Below are 19,326 nucleotides of genomic sequence, written 5' to 3'. Positions count from 1 at the left end.
CTTGACCAGTGAACGCAATACCGATATCGAGATCCGGCTGCTGATCGAGGCGATCTACCTCAAGTACAGCTATGACTTTCGCGATTACTCCGGCGCCTCGATCAAGCGCCGGATCCTCCACGCCGTGCGCCAGTTCGACTGCCGCACGGTATCGGCGCTGCAGGAGCGGGTGCTGCACGACCCGGGCATGTTCCTCGAGCTGCTGCAGTACCTGACGATCCCGGTCAGCGAGATGTTCCGCGACCCCGGGCACTTCCTGGCACTGCGCAACGAGGTGGTGCCGCTGCTGCGCACCTGGCCGTCGCTGAAGATCTGGATCGCCGGCTGCAGCACCGGCGAGGAGGTGTATTCCATGGCCATCCTGCTGCGCGAGGAAGGCCTGCTCGAACGCACCATCATCTATGCCACCGACATCAACCCGCATTCGCTGGAGCGGGCCAAGCAGGGCATCTACTCGATGCAGAGCATGCGCGAGTACGAAGAGAACTACCGCAAGGCCGGTGGCCGGCGGGACTTTTCCGAGTACTACACCAGCGCCTACGGCAACGCCATCATGGACGCCAGCCTGCGCGACAACGTGACCTTCGCCGATCACAGCCTGGCCACCGACAGCGTGTTCTCCGAGACGCAACTGGTGTCGTGCCGCAATGTGCTGATCTACTTCAACAAGGGCCTGCAGGACCGTGCCCTGGGGCTGTTCCACGAGTCGCTGTGCCACCGCGGCTTCCTGGTGCTGGGCAGCAAGGAGTCGGTGGACTTCTCGGCCTACGGCGAACGTTTCGAGCCGCTGGTGCGGCCCGAGCGGATCTACCGCAAGACATGAACAGCGTGCGCGCGATTGTCATTGGCGCCTCGGCGGGCGGCGTTTCGGCACTGTTCAGCGTGCTCGGCGCGCTGCCCGACGATTTCGCCATCCCGGTGCTGTGCGTGCTGCACTTGCCCGACGATCGCCACAGCCAACTGGCCGAGGTGCTGCAGCGCCGCCTGCGCCGCCCGGTTCGCGAGGCCCTCGACAAGGCGCGGATAGAGCCGGGGCTGATCTATGTGGCGGGGCCGGGCTATCACCTCTCGGTGGAGGGTGATTTCACCCTGTCGCTGAGCCAGGAGGAGCCGGTGCATTTTTCGCGACCGGCAATCGATTTTCTCTTCGAGTCGGCTGCCGACGCCTATGGCCCGGAGCTGCTCGGCGTACTGCTCACCGGTGCCAATGAAGACGGCGCCCGCGGGCTTTTGCGCATCAAACAAAGCGGTGGCCGGACGGTCGTTCAGGACCCCCGTGAAGCACAGGTCGCGTTGATGCCGGAGGCCGCTTTGGCCTTGCACGACCCGGACCATATTCTTTCCCTGAGTGGTATCGGGCAGTTGCTCGCTACCCTGGAACCCAGCGCATGCTAAGCCACATCACCGCGAAACTGCTGATCGTCGACGATCTGCCGGAAAACCTGCTGGCCCTGGACGCCCTGATCCACGGCGATGACCGCGAGGTGTACCAGGCACAGTCCGCCGACGAGGCGTTGTCGCTCCTGCTCGAGCACGAGTTCGCCCTGGCCATTCTCGATGTGCAGATGCCGGGCATGAACGGCTTCGAGCTGGCCGAGCTGATGCGCGGCATGGAGAAGACCCGCAACATCCCCATCGTCTTCGTCAGCGCCGCCGGCCGCGAGATGAACTATGCCTTCAAAGGTTACGAGAGCGGGGCGGTGGATTTTCTGCACAAACCCCTGGAAACCTTGGCGGTGAAGAGCAAGGTATCGGTGTTCGTCGACCTGTTCCGCCAGCGCAAGGCCCTGGACCGCCAACTGCAGGCCCTGGAGCAGGGCCGCCAGGAGCAGGAGCTGTTGCTCAACCAACTACAGCTGGCCCGTGGCGAACTGGAGCGCGCGGTGCGCATGCGCGACGACTTCATGTCGATCGTCTCCCACGAGGTGCGCACGCCACTCAACGGACTGATCCTGGAAACCCAGTTGCGCCGCATGCACCTGTCCCGCGGCAACCTCGCCGCGTTCAGCGAAGACAAGCTCAAGGCCATGGTCGAGCGTGACGAACGCCAGATCAACAGCCTGATCCGCCTGGTCGAGGATATGCTCGACGTTTCGCGGATCCGCACCGGCAAGCTGTCGATCCGGCCCCGGACCTTCGACCTTGGCCAGCTGGTGCGGGGGCTGGTGGAAAATTTTGCCGCTCAGGCCAGCGCCGTGGACACCGTCATCGAGCTGCAGCGCTGCGATGCCTTGCAGGGCGAGTGGGACGAGTTCCGGATTGAACAGGTGGTGGCCAACCTGTTGTCCAATGCCTTGCGCTACGGCAATCGCAAGCCTGTGCAGGTGCGGGTGTTCGAAGAGCACGCCATGGCCTGCGTGCAGGTGCAGGACCAGGGTATCGGCATCGATGCGCAGAACCAGCAGCGGATCTTCCAGCAGTTCGAGCGCGTCGCCGCGCAGCAGGCCAGTGGCGGCCTGGGCCTGGGGCTGTACATTTCCGAGCAGATCATCCTCGCCCACGGCGGGCGGATCCAGGTCCACAGCCAGGTTGGAGCGGGGTCGACGTTTACCGTCCAGCTACCGCTATCGGTGCTGCCGCACGCCTGTGACCAGACCCGGGCAACCTCTGCGTAAAGCCGCGGTCTGATAGCCAACTTATTGAATTCGAAGGCGTTGTCATGAGTGAAGATGCACAAGACGTGGTACTGGTGGTCGAGGACGAGCCGGCGATCCGCATGATCCTGCGTGATTACCTGGCGGGCGAGGGCTACCACGTGCTGGTGGCCGAGGATGGCGAGCAGGCGTTCGCGATTTTGGCCAGCAAGCCGCACCTGGACCTGATGGTCACCGATTTCCGCCTGCCGGGCGGGATTTCCGGGGTGGAGATCGCCGAGCCCGCGGTGAAGCTGCGACCTGACCTGAAGGTGATCTTCATCAGCGGCTATCCGGCGGAAATCCTCGAGTCGGGCAGCCCGATCGCGCGCAAGGCGCCGATCCTGGCCAAACCGTTCGACCTGGATACCCTGCACGAGCAGATCCAGGCGTCGCTGCGCTAAGCCTCATTGCTGGCAAGTCGCGGCGGCGAACCGCAGCTCCTACAGCGACCGCGCTTGGCTCGAGGGCGGCGCGGTCGGGGTGGGAGCCGGCTCGCCGGCGAAAGGGCTGCGTAGCAGCCCCGGTATGGATGGCGTTACCTCAACCGATCTGCGTGCGCAGCAGGGTCATGGCCCGGTCGATCTGCTGCTCGTCGTTGAGCAGGCTCGGCGCGAAGCGGATCACTGGCCCGGCATCGCGGTCGACGGCATCGACCATGACCTTGTTGGCATTCAGATAAGTGGCCACGGCATCGGGGTCGCGATCCTTGATCCGGAAGAAAGTGAACCCCGCGGAGAACTCGCGGCTGACCGGCGTCACCAGCTCCACGGCGCGGTGCTCGGCCAGCCGCGCCTTGAGGTAGTCGTTGAGCTGGTGGATCCGTGCCTGGACATCGGTCTTGCCCAGGCTCAGGTGCAGCTTGAAGGCCTCGCCCAGCGCCCAGCGGTGCTCGAAGGCGTGGTAGCCGCCCGGGGTCATGATGGTGCCGAAGTCCTCGTTGCGCGAGAAGGTGGCGAAGGTCGGCGTCAGGTGCTGCATCTGCTCGGACGCCGCACAGATGATCCCCGTGCCACGCGGGCCGAACATCCACTTGTGGGTGCCGGCGATGAAGTAGTCGCAGTTGAAATCGGCGAAGCGCACGTCCTCAACACCAAAGCCATGTACGCCATCGACCACATAGATGATGCGCTCGGCCTCGTCGCGGTTGCGGTTGTGCTGGCGCACCAGCTCGCCGATGGCGCCCACCGGCAGCTTGACACCGCTGCCCGAATGCACCCAGGTCATGCCCAGCACCCGGGTTTCAGGGCGAATGCTGCGGTCGATCACGCTCAGCACCCGGTCGGTGGACACGTCGCCCGGTTTGTCGAACAGGCGCAGCTTGCGCACCTGGGTGCCATGCTGGCGCTGACGGAAGGCCAGGCAGTTGTGGGTCGAGTAGTGCTCGTGCTCGGTGGTCAGGATCTCCTGGTGCGGCGCCACGTGCAGGCCGCCGTAGATCATGCCCAGGCCCTCGGTGGTGCTGCCGGTGAGGGCGATCTGGCGGGGGCGCACGTCCAGATAGCGGCCTGCCCATTCGCGGACTTCATCCTCGCGTTGCCACTCGTACTGGCTCTCCCAGTCCATGCATACCGCAGGGTTGTGGTCGAGGGTGGCGCGGTGGCGGTCGATCGCATCCTGTACCGGCCGTGGGTGGGCGGTGATCAGGAAGTTGGCGAAGTGCGCGACATCCGGTGCCAGGGGAAACAGCTGGCGCAACTGGCGCCATTTGTCCGGGCCCTGCAATGACGGCGGGGTGGCGGTGGCGGCCAGGGCGCTTGGCAGCAACGGCAGGCTGGCCGCTAGGGCGGCGGCCTGCTTGAGGAAGGCGCGCCGATCAGTCATGGCGGGTTTCCTGGCTGCTGTTGGCGAGCTGGGCCACGGGGTTGGCGGCTTTCTGCACCTGCCCCCAGACGCGCAGGAAGTTGCCTGCCCAGAGCTTGGCAATATCGGTTTCGGAATAGCCGCGGGTCAGCAGTTCGGCGGTCACGTTGCGGATCTCGCCGACGTTCATGAAACCGGTGACGCCGCCACCATCGTTGAAGTCGGAGCTGATGCCGACATGATCGATGCCCATCTTCTTCACGGCGTAGTCGATGGCGTCGACATACTCCTTGAGGCCGGCGCGGGGCTCTTCGTCGACGATGGCGTACAGGCTGCTGGCGTACTCGCCGAAGCGCGCCTCTGGCCAGATGGCGATGATCGGGTCGCCCGGCATCAGTGCATTGGTCAGGCCTTGCAACGGTTGCAGGTCGAAGCGTGCGCGCAGGGCTTCGAGCTTCTCCAGGGTCGGCTTGCTCAGGGGCTTGAGGTAAGTGGTGAAGGCCACCACCTGAAGCACGCCGCCGCTGTCCTTGATCAGCTGCATCTCTTTGTCGGACAGGTTGCGCGGAATGTCTACCAGCGCCCGTGGCGCCGAATGCGAGGCCACGAACGGCGCGCGGCTCAGGCGGGCGACGTCTTCCAGGGCCAGGGTGGACATCTGCGACACATCGATGATCACGCCCAGGTCGTTGAGCCGCTTGACCGCCTGCTCGCCCAGCGGCGACAGGCCGCCGAAGGCATCGGGAGTGTCGTTGAAGAATGGTAACGGCCGCGAGGAATCGGCCCAGGCGTTGTTGCCGGTGTAGCTGAAGCCGAACATACGCATGCCGCGCTTGGTCCACAAATCGAGCTGCGACAGGTCGCTGCCCAGCGGGTAGGCGTTGAGCATGCTGATGAAGATGGCGAACTTGCCTTCGCCGTTCAGGCGCCGGAAGTCTTCAGGGGTGTAGGCGATACCGACCTGGTTGGGGAAGTCGCGCACGATGCCGCTGATGATCTTGTAGCGCACTTCCTGCTGGTTGCGGGCCTCGTCGATGAAGCCTGGCGTGGGACGGTGCGGCGCGTTCGGGCCGTTCCACAGCTCCGGCCAGCCGAAGACGGTCAGCGCCGCGCCGGACAACCGGCCCTTGGCCGCTTTGGCCAGGTCGAACTGGCCACGGCCGTCCTTGTCTGCTTCGTAACCGGTGCTGCCGTAGCCCAATGGCACGGTGACATGGCTGTCGAAGGAGAGCATATGCTCATGCAGGTCGTTGGCCTGTTGCACGATCGCACGGGGGTAGCCGCCGTCCTGTTTCCAGAAGTAGTAGCCGGCGGCTCCGCCCAGGGCGGCCACCAGGGCCAGGGGCAGGCCGATGTACAAGGCTTTGCGGGAGCGGGTCTTGGTCATTGCCATCTCGTTGCGGGGCTGATCGGGTCGGCCTGCCGGCTGGGCAGGGCCTGGGTATCAGGTGGACGAACGAGTGGTGGGCAAATTTAACCGTGCAGGCGAGGCTAAGTGCCAGCGATTGCCGATTCAAGAACGGGAAGGGTTGGCCGATAACCTGCCATGTAAGAATCCACCTCAAGGAAGGTAAGAAATGGTTGGAATAACCGCAGCCAATCTCAACATCCCCAGCATTGCCGGCGCCACGCCTGCGGCCACCTCGAATGTCTCGCCCGGCACGCCGTCGGTAGACGAGCGGGGCGGTCTGGTATTCAAGGGCGACGCATTCAAGAGCGAGACCAAGGCCGCACAGATCGAAAGCAGCATCGAAGGTGACGAGGAGCCGAGCATCAAGGAGCAGCGCGAGCAGATCAAGCGCCTGCAGAAGCAGTTGGCCGAAGAGCAGAAGCAACTGGCCCAGTTGATGGAGCAAGCCAAGGGCGACCCGTCCAAGATGGCGGCGGTCACGGCCAAGCAGGCCAGTATCGCCACCCTCACCGGCCTGATCCTGGCCGCTACCGCGCAATTGCTCGCAGCGCTGCAGCAGGCCGGAGGCAGCAGTGCCGGCGGCTCGGTCAACACCCGCGCCTGAAGCCTGCCGTTCAAAGCGCCATGGGGCTGCTTTGCAGCCCCATGGTCAGGCCCTCAGTCCACGGCCACGCGGGCGCGGTTCTGCCGCTCGCTCTTGTACTGCATGGCCACCGCCGGTGCCGGCTTGGCCGCGCCGGTTTCCAACCATTGGCGCATGCGGCTGGCGTCGGCGAAGTGGGTGTACTTGCCGAAGGCATCGAGGATCACCATGGCCACCGGACGGTTGTCCATTTTCGTCAGCAGCACCAGGCAATGCCCCGCTTCGTTGGTGAAGCCGGTCTTGGTCAGCTTGATGTCCCAGTTGCTCTTGTTCACCAAATGGTCGGTGTTACGGAAGCCCAGGGTGTAGTTGGGCTTGCGGAACGCCACGGTCTTTTCGCGGGTGACCGACAACTCGCTGAGCATCGGGTACTTGCGCGAGGCCATCAGCAGCTTGGCCAGGTCCTGGGCGGTGGAGACGTTCAAGGTCGACAGGCCGGTCGGCTCGACGTAGCGGGTGTGGCTCATGCCCAGGCTGCGGGCCTTGGCGTTCATTGCCTTGATGAACGCGCTGTAGCCACCGGGGTAGTGGTTGGCCAGGGAGTTGGCCGCACGGTTTTCCGACGACATCAGGGTGATCAGCAACGTCTCGCGACGGTTCAGCTCGCTGCCCAGCCGTACCCGGGAATACACGCCTTTCATTTCCGGGTTGTTGGCGATGGTCATGCTGAGCATCTCGTCCATGGGCAGCTTGGCGTCGAGCACGACCATCGCGGTCATCAACTTGGTGACCGAGGCGATGGGGCGCACGCGATCGGCGTGGCTGGAATACAGCTCCTTGTTGGTGTTCAGGTCGATCAACAGGGCGCTGCCGGACGCCAGGTGCAGCTTGCTCGGGTCACGCTGGACCTGGGCCGGGGGTTGTGCAGCAGCGGTCGACGGTAGGGTCGCGGTTCCTGTGAGCAACAGCAGCAGGCTGAGGATGGACAGGGAAGTTTTCACGTTGAGGCTCACTAAATGTTGGTATGTCGTTGGCTGTTCAAGGGTTTCCCCCAAAAAACCGTTGCATTCTGGAGTATGGTCGAACGGCTGTCGAATGCCTTATATCCAAAGGGCGTAACGTGAACGAAATTTAATCCGGTACCACTTCCGTACCAATTACTGCCTATTCCAGCTTGGTAAGCTCGGACCAGTCATAGGCCGAATTCAACCACTTGGCGTAGGTGGTGAGCAGCACCTGAACAGAGTGTCCCAGTTGCCCGGCGATGAAGGCGGGATTCATCCCTGACATGAGGCACATCGTGGCATCGGTGTGCCTGCGGCCTCGCTCGGTTCATGTGGGACGACCTTCCGGCTGGCTGGAAGACGAATGGAGATTCACTTGAGACCCGTCTGTCGTTGCGCTTCCTGGTGTCGGCGATCGCCCTTGCCAATGTGCTGACCGCGGTCGGCTATGATGACGCCCGGCTCACCGTTGACGATCACGCGGCGACCGACCTCGGCGGGCACACCGTAGTGGCGGCGGACGTAGTCACAGTTGTAGTTGCTTATGGCTTTCTCCATGCATGCGCCGCCCTCCGTGCTGGTGGAGGCATGGTGGTATTTTCTGAATGAATGAGTTAAGAGGATGGTTGCCGATAATGGCGCCGATCCAAATGGAGTATTTTGACTGTTCGGTCAGCCTGGTCTGGCTGATTTCGGAGGAATAATGAGTAGAGCAACGGTGGATCATCAATGGACGCGTATCTATGACCTTCACAGCGAATACATAGGGAGGATCGCGGTTCGCGAAAAAGTTGATGAGGTAGGGCGTGTTTTAGATAAACTTGAGCGGGTCGAGCAAACTGAAGCGATCAAGAAACTGTATGCCGAACTTCACCGTATTCAAACGGCTCTGATTCGATGCCAGCAGTTTATTTATAAGGAACTTGAGCTCACTCATGACGACTTGCACATCAATTACCGTTTTGCGACGGATTCGATGAACAGAATTCAGAGTGAAGTAGTTGAGTTCATTGAGGGATGGGAGGCTGCGTTGCGATCTCCCGCATAGCGCCTGAGCTCATGCAGGTGCTCTTCTTCAAGCCATAGCGCCGATCGTCTCAGTAGATCTCTTCCGGAATCATCGGTCCGATATCGTCCGGGTTGCCACCGAGCATCAAGTCAGGCTCGCGCATTTGGCGGCTGATCCGGAACTGATCTAGCTGGCGCTCCACGATTTTTGAAGTCACGATTTAGTGGCCCGGCGCACTGAGGAAGTGGCGGGCCGCTTCAGGCCCTAATTCATGGATGCGGTGGATAAGGAGGGTCATAGCCTCGCCGTTCTCCTCGACCTCGGCCCATTCACGATCTCGGCCAGGGCCTGGCGGATGCCAACACCTGCCTCTATCCGCAGCTCTTCAATGCCGGCCTTGGCCTCTTTCGTCTTTCGCCAGAATACGCTCCTAGCGAGTGCAGGTCTGGCTGAGCGAGCTAAACAGTTCCTTAAAGCGGACCTGGGGCGGTGTGAGGTAGGGCTTCAAAATGGTGTTGCCACCGCTGGGCAAGTTGCGATTGTAGATGCTGCTCGGCTTTCTGACTGTGGAGGCTTCAGAGATTCGGGTGCGCTGTGGCATGCGAGGAGTGACCGTGGATTGAGGCGCGCCTGATACTGCCCTAGACCGGATCGTCTGAACGACGCGATAAGCCCTTGGAGAATGGCGTGCGTCGGTCAAATTTTCCGACGCGCTTAACTGCGCCTTCAGTGTGAAGGGGCAGAGCGCTTACCCTTCGTATCCGTGTGCAAAGCACCCAAGCTACTTCCGGTAAAATGTGCCAGTTCATGTTCAGCTGTGCAGGTCGAATGGTTTACTAAGTCGCAACCTATCGAGTGCTTTTGGCGGCGCAGTGGCGGGGGCAACGGAGGTGGGGCTTTCAGTGCGATTGAACTGGCGTGGCACGAACGGAGATTGTAAAATTGCGTGCGGGGAGCACCTCATAACTAGTCAGTAATGCACATTTTTTGATGGTAAGCAATGAAATTATTGTTGTTGTTGTTGGTTTTTGTGCAGTTTTCTTTGTTTTCGGTGGCGAGCAGGGCGGACATGTCCAGTGCTTTGATTAAAGGGTATGCAGTATCCCTTGACTTGGCGCTGGCAGACGCCACTAGAGAATACGTTTACAGGAACTCTGATCACGGTGAGGGGGAGTGGAGTCAAGTGCATGGTAATGATTATGCCTATGTAATTGATCACTTGTATCGGACTGCCGTTGGCGACAAGTCCGCGATTCGCCCAGAGCTACTTTGCGGGCACCGTGCACAGGCCATGCAGGCGCTTCTCCATAACTTTGGAATTCGCTCGCGTACGATATACTTATTCTCTCGTTACTCTGGATCTTTAATGGGACATGTTTTTCTTGAGATTATGAATCCTGAGACCGGAGCGTGGGAGATTCAAGACCCCGATTACAATGTGGCCTATGAAAGCTCAAACGGTCGTCGCCTTAGTGTTGCTGAGCTGATCTCTGCACCGGATTACGCCAATGTTTATCCTGTCAACGCACAAAGCAGAGGGTGGCAGGAGACAGGTGCTAGGCCGTTGATCGTTGGTCAATTTTTTAACTTGGCGTATAGCCCAACTGAGGGCATGCTTTATTATAATCAACAAGCCTTAGATGCTGGGCTTGTAGCAGCCGTTGATGTATATATAAGGGCCAATTATGGGCAGGTGGATTACATTCCGGCGAAAATTGGAAATTTCCTTGTGCGGCCTCTTGATTTTGCTAGTGATCTGACTTATGCGCAGTCTGATGCGCAGTCTGATGCGCATTGATTCGAATGTTCTAACGTTTAACTACGGCTGGATTACAGTTTTTAGGTAAATTTATTTGGGCTTCCTTTCAATGTCACGAGGCGCCGAGCGCATTGGTTGCCATGGAACGGTAAGTTATGCAGATGCATAAAACGATGCACGATGACGGACAGCCTATACTACCTTGACGAATTCACCGTAGTCGGATTGTGAGCCTTGTATCCAAAGGCCGCAACGTCAAGTAAATTTAATCCGGTGCGTTTCGCGCCTCCTTCCTTATTGGTCACTGGACGACCTACCATGACACTCAGTATCGATTTCACTGACCAGGCCACCGGCCTGCATCACGATGCGATCCTCAAACCCTTGCGTGTATTCAACGATGGCGTGATCGGCTCGCCTGGAGCGGCCACCGTCGCCTGGACACTACGCGATCCTGCCAACGATGAAATCGTCGGAGGCCTCTACGCCAGGCTCGGTGGGGGCTGGATGTTCATCGAGCTGCTGGTGGTGCCCGAGCAGATGCGCGGGCAGGGCACGGGGCGCGAGCTGATGGCCAGGGCCGAGGCGCTGGCACGGGAGAAGGGTTGTGGCGGGATCTGGCTGGACACCTTCAGTTTCCAGGCGCCGGACTTCTACCGCAGGTTGGGGTTCGAAGTCTTTGGCGAAATTGCCGATTTCCCGCCCGGGCATACCCGCTATTTTCTGCACAAGCGCTTGGCCTAGCTAGTGGGGACTTAACCAACCCGCAACCAGATCGCCGAAGCGTCGTCGCTCATCTTGAAGCGCGGATAGCGCAGGCATGCCGCATCGTCGTGCTCGATGCCACGCAACGTGCGCGCCAGGTCATCGAGGCCGTGAGCCAGCAGGCGTTCGATGAAACCGGCCGGGTCATAGGCCCGGTAGGTGTCGAACAGCGCCGCGAAACCATCGCTCATCAACAGGATATCGTCGCCTCGGGCCACTGGCGCGCGGCTGTAGAGCGTTCCTTCCCTTGACAGCTGGGCGTCGATGCCGAGCACGGCCCGAGGCCGTTCACGGGCTACCCGGCGGTCCGCCAGCACGGCTGGGGTGCGCACGCCGTGGGCGCCGGTGCCGGGGCCGAGTGCCGTAGCCTCGGCGCGTTCGGCCTCGCGGTCGGGCTCGGGGGTGAGGAAATGGATGCCTTGTGCGCTGCGGTGTAGCACCACGCAATCGGCCAGGTGCGCGCAGACCAGCTCTTCGCCCTCCAGCGCCACGGCGGCGAAGGCGGCGCGCGGCAGTTCCCAGGTGGCCACGGGCTCGCGCTGGCGGTCTTGTAGATAGGCCTGGGCGATCGAGTCGAAGACTGATTCGCAGACCTGCCGCAGCGGCCCCGACGCCATGGCGAAGGCACGCTGGGCCGTGGCCGAGAGCCAGGCGGCGCCACCGCGCTCACCGAGCAGGCCGGGGGCGCCGAGGTCGGTGGCGCCGTCGATGACCCAGGCGTGGCGGTCGGCACTGCCGACACGGTCGTCATTGGGCACATCGGTCTTGCCGGCCAGGCTCAGGGACTGGATCAGGTCGAAATGCATATCGGTCTCCGGATCGATTGTGTGCGACGACCTTGAACGCTGCGCTGCCGTGCGTCAAATGTCACGGTCTGGGTGCGTGGTCCCAGCAGTCGCTGTCCAGGGCGCAGACGCCGTACTGCCGGTCCATCAGCGCCATGCGCCGCAGATGGGCGTCGATCATCTCGCGGCTGACTTCGCTGTCGATGATGTAGCGGCTGTAGCGCTCGATCAGGCGTTGTTTCCAGGCATCGCTGTCGGCCGCATCCAGGCTGTCGGGCGCGGTGGCGAGGCGCAGCAGGGTAGGGTCGTCGACGCGCTTGAGTTGGTCGGTGAAGGTGGCGATGTAGCGTGCACGCTCGGCCTCTTTGTGACGCGCAGTATCGGCATCGAAGGCATCCAGGTTGTGTTGCCACTGCGCCCAGTAGGCATCCGGCAACGGGATGTCGCGCTTCTGGCGCAGCTTGGCGACGACCTCTGCGTTGCTCTGCCGGGGTGGTGGTTGTCGGTCCTGACTGGCCAGCGGGTCCTGGGCAAGGATCTGCGTAATCCAGGCCGTGCGTGCTGCGCTATCCGGGAGGATCGGGCCGAGTGGCGGAGCGTCGGTGGCGCTCGAGCGTGGCAGGCCATTGCAGCCGGTGAGTGACAGGAACAGTGACAGTACCAGCAGGGCCGGTAGGTTGTGACGCAACATGAATCTTTCTTGAGTAGCCGCACAATCGTGCATCCGGGGTGGATGCACGAGGGGTATCGGCGTGCGCGTGGCTGACTTGAGCGCTCAGTCGAGGTGCTTGGCCATTTCCGCGGTCGGCGCCCAGCCTAGGCCGGCATAGACCGGGCGGCCCACCTCGGTGGCATGCAGGACGGCAAAGCCCAGGCCGCGCCGGGTGAACTCGGCCTCGGCCAGGCGCATCAGTTTCGAAGCCAGTCCCCGGCGGCGATGGGAAGGCTCCACATAGACATTGAGCACATAGCCGCGCTGGTCGTGAGTGGGATGCGCCGGGTGTGGCGGCCAGTCGATCGACATCAGGCCGATGGCCGCCACCGGCTGCTCGTCTTCCAGCAGCACGAAACCGTAGTAGCGCCCATCGGCCAGGCGCGGTTGCAGCCAGGGCCGGAAGTGTTCGGTCATGGTTTGCAGGCGCAGAGGGTCGCCACCGGCCTCCAGGAACATGGCCTCGCGATGGGCGCAGACCATGGTCTGGTCGCCCGGCAGCAAGCGGCGCAGGACCAGCCCGGGAAAGTCGCTGGTGGTTGGCAGTTCGTTCATGGCAGCTCCCTTGGTTACAGGCTTCGATCCTAGGCGTGGCGGACAATTGCCGTTAGATACAGATGGCGAGCAAACCCGGGATACAGCACCTTCGTTGCTGTCTGTGTTTATTTCAAAGTGTTCGCCACGAGGGCTTCTGCGCCTATGAAATCGAGCGCCGCCCACGCGGCGCATCGCTGGCAAGCCAGCTCCCACATCTGTTTCGGGCCAGTCTGTCCTGTGAAGTTGTCACTGTCCGCCCTGGTGCATGACTTGAGACGAGTGGGACGCCAGTGGTGCCCACGCTGAGACCGTGTCGTACCCACAAGGCGTACAGCCGCAGCGGCGCAGGCATAACTGGCCCGAAATAAATGTGGGAGCTGGCTTGCCAGCGATGCGCCGCGCGGGCGGCGCTCGATCTTACAGGCGTTGTAAGGGTTGCGGCGGGCACCTGGAGGCCTGCTCTTCACCGAGCAGGACCTATGCCGGCACCTTCTACCTGGTGATCGAGGACGTCGAGGGTTACTACGCCAAAGTCCGTGAGCAGGCGGACATCGCCTGGCCATTGCAGGACACGACCTATGGCTCGTGCGAGTTCGGCGTGCGCGACTGCAACGGCTACTACCTGGCATTCAGCCAGCGCCACATTGAGGCCGTGCAAGCCGAACGCGTCGCCTCCTGAGCCAGGGGGAGCTGACGGGCCAGCCGTTGATCGCGCTTGCCTGGGGCGGGTGGATCCGAGGGCTAGACTCGACGGCAGTGAGCCCAGCCCTTGGAGAGTACCCATGACCGCCAAGAATACTGTTTGCCTGTGGTACGACAACGACGCGGAGGAGGCGGCGAACTTCTACGCCCGCACCTTTCCCGACAGCCGAGTGACCGCTGTCCACAGGGCACCTGCCGACTATCCCTCGGGCAAGGCGGGCGACGTGATCACTGTCGAGTTCAGCGTGATGGGGGTTCCCTGCATCGGCCTGAACGGCGGCAAAGCGTTCAGCCACAACGAGGCGTTCTCGTTCCAGGTGGCGACCGACAGCCAGGCAGAGACCGACCGCTACTGGGACGCCATCGTCGGCAATGGCGGCAGTGAAAGTGTCTGCGGCTGGTGCAAGGACAAATGGGGGCTGTCCTGGCAGATCAGCCCGCGAATACTGACCGAGGCTGTCGCCAGCCCCGACCGCACCGTGGCGAAGCGGGCGTTCGAGGCGATGCTGCAGATGGGCAGGATCGATATCGCCGCCATCGAGAAAGCCATCAAGGGTTGAGGGCGAGGGCGGGTGGCCTCAATGTACCCGCTTGCGTTCCTTGACGCAGGCCCGCGCCTGCTCCGTCAGCGCGTCCAGGTTCGCATCGCGTAGCCGTTCGGCCTCGACCATCGCCGCCTCGCCCTGCTGCTTGAGCAGGTAGGCGTGGATCTGCCGCACCTCTACGGTCTGGTAGATCGGCGCGATGTCCAGCCGCCCGATCAGTGCGCCGCTGGCCTTGCCGGTGCTGCTCATCAGCACTTGTGGCCCGGCGCTGGCGACCACCTGCAGGCTCATGTTCTCGAACCAGGGCACCTGCTGGGGGAATGCGTTGAGTTCTACACAGGCATAGCGCTCCCGCACGGCATCCAGCAGGCCACGGGCGATGCCTTGACGGCGGTGGCTGGCGTCGACGGCGAGGTATGCCAGGGCGCAGGCTTGCGGATTGTCCTGGGCCGGCAGTACCAGGGCAAAGCCGAGCAACTGGTCTGGTGCGTCGGCATCCAGGGCCAGGGTCAGTTCGACCCGCAAGCCGCGGGTACCGTCCAGCGCCATCAAATACTGGTGTACCTCCAGGCCGACACCGTACTGGTACAGCGGGTACAGCGGGTTGTCCCGGCTGATGGCAACGCTGCTGAGCTGGCCGACATGGTCGATCACCAGCTGGCGGATCTGGTTCTGGAAGGATTCGGGCGGCACACCGTCGAGGCGGCGGAGGATGAACATCGCGGGTTGGGCTCCGGCAGGATTGAAACACCCGCCCCGGGCGAGGCGGGTGTCCATTCTACCCGGTTAGCGCAGCCCAGCCAGCATCAGGTCGAGGTTCTGCACGGCAGCGCCCGAAGCGCCCTTGCCCAGGTTGTCGAACACCGCGGTCAGCAGCACCTGGCCGTGCTCGGGGTTGGCGTACAGGGCCAGGCGCAGGTCATTGCTGTCGTTCAGCGCCTGCGGGTCGAGCGCCGCCGCCGCGCCGTGCTGGTGCAGGGGCATTACCTGCACGTGCCGGGCACCTTGGTAGTGTTGTTCCAGGCAGGCCTGCAGCTGCTCGGCGCTGACCCCGGGCAGCAGGCGCAGCTGCAGGGGGATGCTCAGCACGATGCCCTGGCGGTAGTCGCCATAGCCGGGGACGAACACTGGTCGTGCGCTGAGCCCGGCGTGGCGCTGGATTTCCGGCACATGCTTGTGGGCCAGTTCCAGGCCGTACAGCTGCAGCGTCGGCAGGTAATCGTCGCTGCGCCGTTCATGGCGCTCGACCGCGGCCCGGCCACCCCCGGAGTAGCCGGAAATGGCATGGATGCTCAGCGGGTAATCGGCGGGCAGCAGGCCGGCCTTGACCAGCGGATGTAGCAGGGCGATGGCGCCGGTAGGGTAGCAACCGGGGTTGCTGACCCGGGTGGCCTTGGCAATGCGCTCGGCCTGCTCTGCATTGAGCTCTGGCAGGCCATAGACCCAGCCCGGCGCGGTACGGTGCGCGGAGCTGGCGTCGATCACCCGCACCGCCGGATTGCGCAGGGTGGCCACGGCCTCGCGGGCGGCGTCGTCGGGCAGGCAGAGCAGGGCGATGTCGGCGCTGTTGATCGCCTCGCTGCGGCGTGCCGGGTCTTTGCGCTCGGCCTCGGGCAGGGTTAGCAGGCGCAGGTCGTCGCGGCCTTGCAGGCGGGCGTGGATCTGCAGGCCGGTGGTGCCTTGGTCGCCATCGATGAAGACGAGGGGGAGGTGCATGTCGATTGTCCGGTGAAGAGAGTGATGGCTAATCCTCGCCGCTCGCTGGACGAAAGAAAATTTGAATATAATGATGGCCACGTTCAGAAATTCTGAATTGATTGCCGCTCCTGTAGAGATCCCATGCGAGAAATCAGCCTCGACCGCCTGCGCACCCTGGTAGTGATCGCCGACTGCGCTTCCTTCGCGCAGGCCGCCCGCCAACTCAACCTGGCGCCACCGACCATAAGCTTGCATGTGGCCGAACTGGAGGCCCGCATCGGTGCGCCATTGCTCACCCGCACACGCGGCCAGGTTCGCCCCACGGCCATCGGCGCGACGCTGCTGGCCCGCGCCCGGCGCCTGCTGGCCGATGCCGACCAGGCGCTGGACGAGGTGCGCCGCCAGGTCGAGGGCCTGACCGGCCGGGTGCGCCTCGGCGCCTCGACCGGCGCCATCGCCCACCTGTTGCCCCAGGCCCTGGAAACCCTGCGGGTGGATCATCCGGGGATCGACGTGCAGGTGCAGGTGCTCACCTCCCAGGCCTCCCTGGCGCGTCTGCGTGAAGGCACCTTGGACATCGGCCTGGTGGCGCTGCCGCAGGTGGCGGGCAAGGGCTTGAGGATCACGCCGTGGCGGCGCGATCCGATCATGGCCTACGTGCCCGTCGACTGGCAGCCGCCGGCGCGGGTAACCCCGGCCTGGCTGGCCAGCCGGGCGTTGATCCTCAACGACAGCACCACCCAGCTGTCGCGGGTGACCTCGGAATGGTTTGCCGCAGCGGGGTTGTACCCCGAACCGCGCATCGAGCTGAACTACAACGATGCGATCAAGAGCCTGGTGGCCGCCGGTTACGGGGCCACCTTGCTGCCGCAGGAAGGCGAGGTGCGCCAGCCACAGGCGCGCATCGCCCAACGGCCATTGCGGCCTGGCTTGTGGCGCCAGCTAGGGATTGCCTGTCGTGAAGGCGAAGTGGAGCGGGCAACCGGGCATGTGCTGGAGGCACTGGGGCGGTTGCGCCAGTAACTTGTTCAAGGGTCTTGCGGATCATGCCCCAGCGATTGCAGAAACAATGAGAACAGCTCCGGCTGCGACGAGATGTCCAGCTTGGCGTACAGGTGCCGGCGATGCACCTTGATGGTCTCCGGTGAGATGGCCAGGCGCTCGGCCATGGCTTTCGATGAATAACCGCGCAGGATAAGCCGGGCAATCTCCAGCTCGCGCTCAGACAGCACCTTGGCGCCGAACAGGCTCATGGCGTCGCGCACCTGGTGGGCCATGCCCGCCACTGGCGTGGGGCGCAGGCTCTGCTGCAGCCAGTGCTGGGACATCAGCGCGACCACCCACGGACAGACCAGCGCCAGCAGGCCGTGGCTGGCGCTGTCGAAGCGTTCGCGGCGGCCCAGCGACAGGGACAGGGCGCCGCTGTCGCCGAGCTGGACGATGAACTGCACCTCGTCTTCGAGGACATGGTCGTGAAAGTACTTGAGGTAGTACTCGCTCTGGCGGAACTGGTCCGGCGCCACTTCTTCCAGGCGGTGCAGGCCATCGCCGATACGCTCCTGGCAGGCCTGGTAGAACGGGTCGAGCTGATACAGGCCACTCAGGTACAGGGCCATGGCCTCGGGGTTGCCTTCACCCCGCGCGTCGAAAATTTCCAGTGCCCGCGGCAGCCCGGCGCGGGGGTAGAACATCGCCAGGGCGTTGTCGAACGCCAGCCACTGCTGCAGCAGCAGGATCAATTGGCGCCAGAAGCGCGGCTGGCCGATCTGCTCGACGGTGCGGGCAAGGCCGGCATGGGCGCTGGCTTCGGTGAATAGATGGTGCATGGTGCCCGCCGCGGCTGGTGGTAGGCCCGCAGTGTTCAGAGCTTTGCACCGCCCCGTCAAGGGGCGTACCCCCTAAGGGTAATTGGCCAAAGGCTTGCCCAGGCCTACAGTCCGGCCCAGGTCCAGCGGCCGCGCGACCGGTTTTCCCCTCACAACCAATAACAATCAGAGGAAAAACGCCATGAGCTCCAGCGAAGAGCCCGCAAGCGCGCTCAAGCAGCGCCTGGGTGTGTTCGACGTGGTCGCCATCACCGTTTCCGCGGTGACCCCGGCCAGTTCCGTGTTCGTCATTGCCCCGTTCGCCATCCAGCAGGCCGGCAGTGGTGCGTTCCTGTCGTTCATCATGGCCGGTGCGCTGGCGTTGATGTTCGCCTGGTGCTACGCCGAACTGGGGCGCGCCCACAGCTCCGCCGGCGGCGAGTATGTGTACGCCAAGCGCGTGTTCGGCGGGCTGGCGGGCTATGCCACTTTCCTCACCGTGCTGGCCTCGATGCTGTTCATTCCGCCGGTGCTCGCAGGTGGCGCCGCCACCTACCTGAACAATGCCCTGGGCACGCGTTTCGATACCCAGACCGTGGCCTTGGTGATCGTGGTGTCGAGCTATGCCCTGGGTATCCTCAATATCCGCCTGAATGCCTGGATCACAGGGGTGTTCCTGTTCTGCGAGGTCGCCGCACTGCTGGTGATCGTGATCCTGGGGTTCGGCAATGCCAGCCAACCAGCGGCGAGCCTGTTGCAGCCGCAGATGCTCGAGCAAGGAGGGCTGACGGCGGCGCCCTGGGCACTGGTGCTGGGCGCGGTGGGCATGGCGCTGTTCGCCTTCAATGGTTATGGTGGCGCGGTGCTGCTGGCCGAAGACATGAAGGACCGTGGGCGCACCGTGCATCGGGCGGTGCTGTGGTCGCTGGCGGTGGTGGTGGCGATCGAGGTGATCCCGTTGGCCGCGCTGTTGATCGGCGCGCCGTCGCTGCAGGCGATGCTGGCCAGCGGCGATCCGATCGGCTACCTGCTGACTGCCCATGGCAACGAGACCCTGGCGCGGCTGGTCAGCGCGGGGATCTTCCTCTCGGTGTTCAACGCCATCGTGGCCATCGTCATCCAGGTCGGTCGGGTGGTGTACAGCAGCGGGCGCGATGCGATCTGGACGCCCACGCTCAACCGCGCCTTCACCCTGATCCACCCGCGCTGGGAGTCGCCGTGGCTGGCCACGCTGTTCCTCGCCGTGCCGTCGGCCTTGCTGAGCCTGTCCGGCAGCCTGGAGGAGCTGACCTCGTTCACCGTGCTGCTGTTGCTGCTGATCTACCTGGTGGTGGCCGCATGCGCCCTGTGCAGCCGGGTACTGCGCCGCGACCGCGAGCATCCGTACCGCATGCCGCTGTGGCCTTTGCCGGCGCTGCTGGCAGTCAGCGGTGCCGGCTGGCTGCTGGTGACCCTGCTGCGCGAGGCGTCCCTGCGCGACCTGTTGATCATCCTCGGGCTGCTGGCCGTGTCGGTGACGCTGTACAGCACCCACGGTCGGCTCAGCCCGACCTTCCAGAAATTGTGAGTATCCAA

23 protein-coding genes and 1 pseudogene are annotated in these 19,326 nt (G+C 63.3%); 13 read left to right on the top strand and 11 right to left on the bottom strand.

What is annotated here, in order from left to right; genetic code table 11:
* The first annotated feature begins 1 nt into the window (after position 1).
* From KSS90_RS15015 to KSS90_RS15000, 4 genes are read left to right on the top strand one after another with little or no spacing between them, the layout of a single operon-like run.
* Positions 2-823 (top strand): CheR family methyltransferase, encoded by an 822-nt coding sequence (locus KSS90_RS15015; protein WP_217866196.1) that lies wholly within the window; start codon positions 2-4, stop codon positions 821-823.
* A complete protein-coding gene (locus KSS90_RS15010; RefSeq protein ID WP_217866195.1) occupies positions 820-1,395 on the top strand; it encodes a chemotaxis protein CheB in 576 nt (191 codons plus the stop codon). Before KSS90_RS15015 ends, KSS90_RS15010 begins: the two co-directional genes overlap by 4 nt.
* Complete coding sequence (locus KSS90_RS15005) at positions 1,389-2,615, top strand: hybrid sensor histidine kinase/response regulator (protein ID WP_217866194.1); 1,227 nt, start codon at positions 1,389-1,391, stop codon at positions 2,613-2,615. Before KSS90_RS15010 ends, KSS90_RS15005 begins: the two co-directional genes overlap by 7 nt.
* A gap of 44 nt (positions 2,616-2,659) precedes the next feature.
* Entirely contained in the window at positions 2,660-3,037 is a 378-nt protein-coding gene (locus KSS90_RS15000) for a response regulator (protein ID WP_217866193.1), read from the top strand.
* A 139-nt stretch (positions 3,038-3,176) separates the two neighbouring features.
* Here the strand turns inward: KSS90_RS15000 and pvdN are convergent, their stop codons facing one another.
* Together pvdN and pvdM are read right to left on the bottom strand one after the other, a co-directional pair.
* Positions 3,177-4,457, bottom strand: coding sequence for a pyoverdine-tailoring periplasmic protein PvdN (gene pvdN / locus KSS90_RS14995; RefSeq protein WP_217866192.1), 1,281 nt, complete (start codon positions 4,455-4,457; stop codon positions 3,177-3,179).
* Positions 4,450-5,823, bottom strand: a complete 1,374-nt coding sequence (gene pvdM / locus KSS90_RS14990) for a pyoverdine-tailoring dipeptidase-like protein PvdM (protein WP_217866191.1) — start codon at positions 5,821-5,823, stop codon at positions 4,450-4,452. Before pvdM ends, pvdN begins: the two co-directional genes overlap by 8 nt.
* Positions 5,824-6,013: 190 nt before the next feature.
* Between pvdM and KSS90_RS14985 the strand changes: the two genes are divergently transcribed.
* A complete protein-coding gene (locus KSS90_RS14985) occupies positions 6,014-6,451 on the top strand; it encodes a mediator of RNA polymerase II transcription subunit 21 (RefSeq protein ID WP_217866190.1) in 438 nt (145 codons plus the stop codon).
* A gap of 53 nt (positions 6,452-6,504) precedes the next feature.
* On the opposite strand, the gene pbpG is transcribed toward KSS90_RS14985, so the two are convergent.
* Both pbpG and KSS90_RS14975 read right to left on the bottom strand, forming a co-directional pair.
* The gene (gene pbpG, locus KSS90_RS14980) at positions 6,505-7,431 is read right to left on the bottom strand and encodes a D-alanyl-D-alanine endopeptidase (RefSeq protein ID WP_217866189.1); all 927 of its coding nucleotides are present in this window, start codon (positions 7,429-7,431) and stop codon (positions 6,505-6,507) included.
* A 163-nt stretch (positions 7,432-7,594) separates the two neighbouring features.
* Positions 7,595-7,747: pseudogene (locus tag KSS90_RS14975) on the bottom strand (site-specific integrase); the annotation flags it as partial.
* A 17-nt stretch (positions 7,748-7,764) separates the two neighbouring features.
* Between KSS90_RS14975 and KSS90_RS14970 the strand changes: the two are divergent.
* Both KSS90_RS14970 and KSS90_RS14965 read left to right on the top strand, forming a co-directional pair.
* A complete protein-coding gene (locus tag KSS90_RS14970; protein ID WP_217866188.1) occupies positions 7,765-8,043 on the top strand; it encodes a hypothetical protein in 279 nt (92 codons plus the stop codon).
* A 94-nt stretch (positions 8,044-8,137) separates the two neighbouring features.
* Positions 8,138-8,482, top strand: a complete 345-nt coding sequence (locus tag KSS90_RS14965; RefSeq protein ID WP_217866187.1) for a hypothetical protein — start codon at positions 8,138-8,140, stop codon at positions 8,480-8,482.
* A 49-nt stretch (positions 8,483-8,531) separates the two neighbouring features.
* Here KSS90_RS14965 and KSS90_RS25685 read toward each other — a convergent pair whose 3' ends face one another.
* Entirely contained in the window at positions 8,532-8,660 is a 129-nt protein-coding gene (locus KSS90_RS25685) for a hypothetical protein (RefSeq protein ID WP_263975083.1), read from the bottom strand.
* Between the two features lie 783 nt (positions 8,661-9,443).
* Here KSS90_RS25685 and KSS90_RS14955 point away from each other — a divergent pair.
* Together KSS90_RS14955 and KSS90_RS14950 are read left to right on the top strand one after the other, a co-directional pair.
* Entirely contained in the window at positions 9,444-10,241 is a 798-nt protein-coding gene (locus KSS90_RS14955; protein WP_217866186.1) for a hypothetical protein, read from the top strand.
* A gap of 279 nt (positions 10,242-10,520) precedes the next feature.
* Positions 10,521-10,946, top strand: coding sequence for a GNAT family N-acetyltransferase (locus KSS90_RS14950; protein WP_217866185.1), 426 nt, complete (start codon positions 10,521-10,523; stop codon positions 10,944-10,946).
* An 11-nt stretch (positions 10,947-10,957) separates the two neighbouring features.
* Here KSS90_RS14950 and KSS90_RS14945 read toward each other — a convergent pair whose 3' ends face one another.
* The 3 genes from KSS90_RS14945 to KSS90_RS14935 all read right to left on the bottom strand — a co-directional run bounded on the left by KSS90_RS14945 (position 10,958) and on the right by KSS90_RS14935 (position 13,019).
* Positions 10,958-11,773, bottom strand: coding sequence for a protein phosphatase 2C domain-containing protein (locus tag KSS90_RS14945; RefSeq protein ID WP_217866184.1), 816 nt, complete (start codon positions 11,771-11,773; stop codon positions 10,958-10,960).
* A gap of 61 nt (positions 11,774-11,834) precedes the next feature.
* Positions 11,835-12,443 (bottom strand): hypothetical protein, encoded by a 609-nt coding sequence (locus KSS90_RS14940; RefSeq protein ID WP_217866183.1) that lies wholly within the window; start codon positions 12,441-12,443, stop codon positions 11,835-11,837.
* 84 nt (positions 12,444-12,527) lie between these two features.
* Positions 12,528-13,019: a GNAT family N-acetyltransferase gene (locus KSS90_RS14935; RefSeq protein WP_217866182.1), complete on the bottom strand. Its 492-nt coding sequence runs from the start codon at positions 13,017-13,019 to the stop codon at positions 12,528-12,530.
* A 364-nt stretch (positions 13,020-13,383) separates the two neighbouring features.
* On the opposite strand from KSS90_RS14935, the gene KSS90_RS14930 reads away from it, so the two are divergent.
* Complete coding sequence (locus KSS90_RS14930; RefSeq protein ID WP_217866181.1) at positions 13,384-13,680, top strand: VOC family protein; 297 nt, start codon at positions 13,384-13,386, stop codon at positions 13,678-13,680.
* Positions 13,681-13,783: 103 nt separating this feature from the next.
* Positions 13,784-14,263 (top strand): VOC family protein, encoded by a 480-nt coding sequence (locus KSS90_RS14925; protein ID WP_217866180.1) that lies wholly within the window; start codon positions 13,784-13,786, stop codon positions 14,261-14,263.
* 18 nt (positions 14,264-14,281) lie between these two features.
* Here the strand turns inward: KSS90_RS14925 and KSS90_RS14920 are convergent, their stop codons facing one another.
* The gene (locus KSS90_RS14920) at positions 14,282-14,968 is read right to left on the bottom strand and encodes a GNAT family N-acetyltransferase (protein WP_217866179.1); all 687 of its coding nucleotides are present in this window, start codon (positions 14,966-14,968) and stop codon (positions 14,282-14,284) included.
* A 66-nt stretch (positions 14,969-15,034) separates the two neighbouring features.
* Positions 15,035-15,964, bottom strand: a complete 930-nt coding sequence (gene argC / locus KSS90_RS14915; RefSeq protein ID WP_217866178.1) for an N-acetyl-gamma-glutamyl-phosphate reductase — start codon at positions 15,962-15,964, stop codon at positions 15,035-15,037.
* A gap of 123 nt (positions 15,965-16,087) precedes the next feature.
* On the opposite strand from argC, the gene KSS90_RS14910 reads away from it, so the two are divergent.
* Positions 16,088-16,969: a LysR family transcriptional regulator gene (locus KSS90_RS14910; RefSeq protein WP_217866177.1), complete on the top strand. Its 882-nt coding sequence runs from the start codon at positions 16,088-16,090 to the stop codon at positions 16,967-16,969.
* A 5-nt stretch (positions 16,970-16,974) separates the two neighbouring features.
* Here the strand turns inward: KSS90_RS14910 and KSS90_RS14905 are convergent, their stop codons facing one another.
* Complete coding sequence (locus tag KSS90_RS14905) at positions 16,975-17,772, bottom strand: helix-turn-helix transcriptional regulator (RefSeq protein ID WP_217866176.1); 798 nt, start codon at positions 17,770-17,772, stop codon at positions 16,975-16,977.
* A 181-nt stretch (positions 17,773-17,953) separates the two neighbouring features.
* Between KSS90_RS14905 and KSS90_RS14900 the strand changes: the two genes are divergently transcribed.
* Complete coding sequence (locus tag KSS90_RS14900) at positions 17,954-19,318, top strand: APC family permease (RefSeq protein WP_217866175.1); 1,365 nt, start codon at positions 17,954-17,956, stop codon at positions 19,316-19,318.
* Positions 19,319-19,326 lie beyond the last annotated feature (8 nt).

Origin of the sequence: Pseudomonas maumuensis (assembly GCF_019139675.1) — a bacterium.
Classification (GTDB): domain Bacteria; phylum Pseudomonadota; class Gammaproteobacteria; order Pseudomonadales; family Pseudomonadaceae; genus Aquipseudomonas; species Aquipseudomonas maumuensis.
This window is presented reverse-complemented; position numbering and strand designations above follow the sequence as displayed.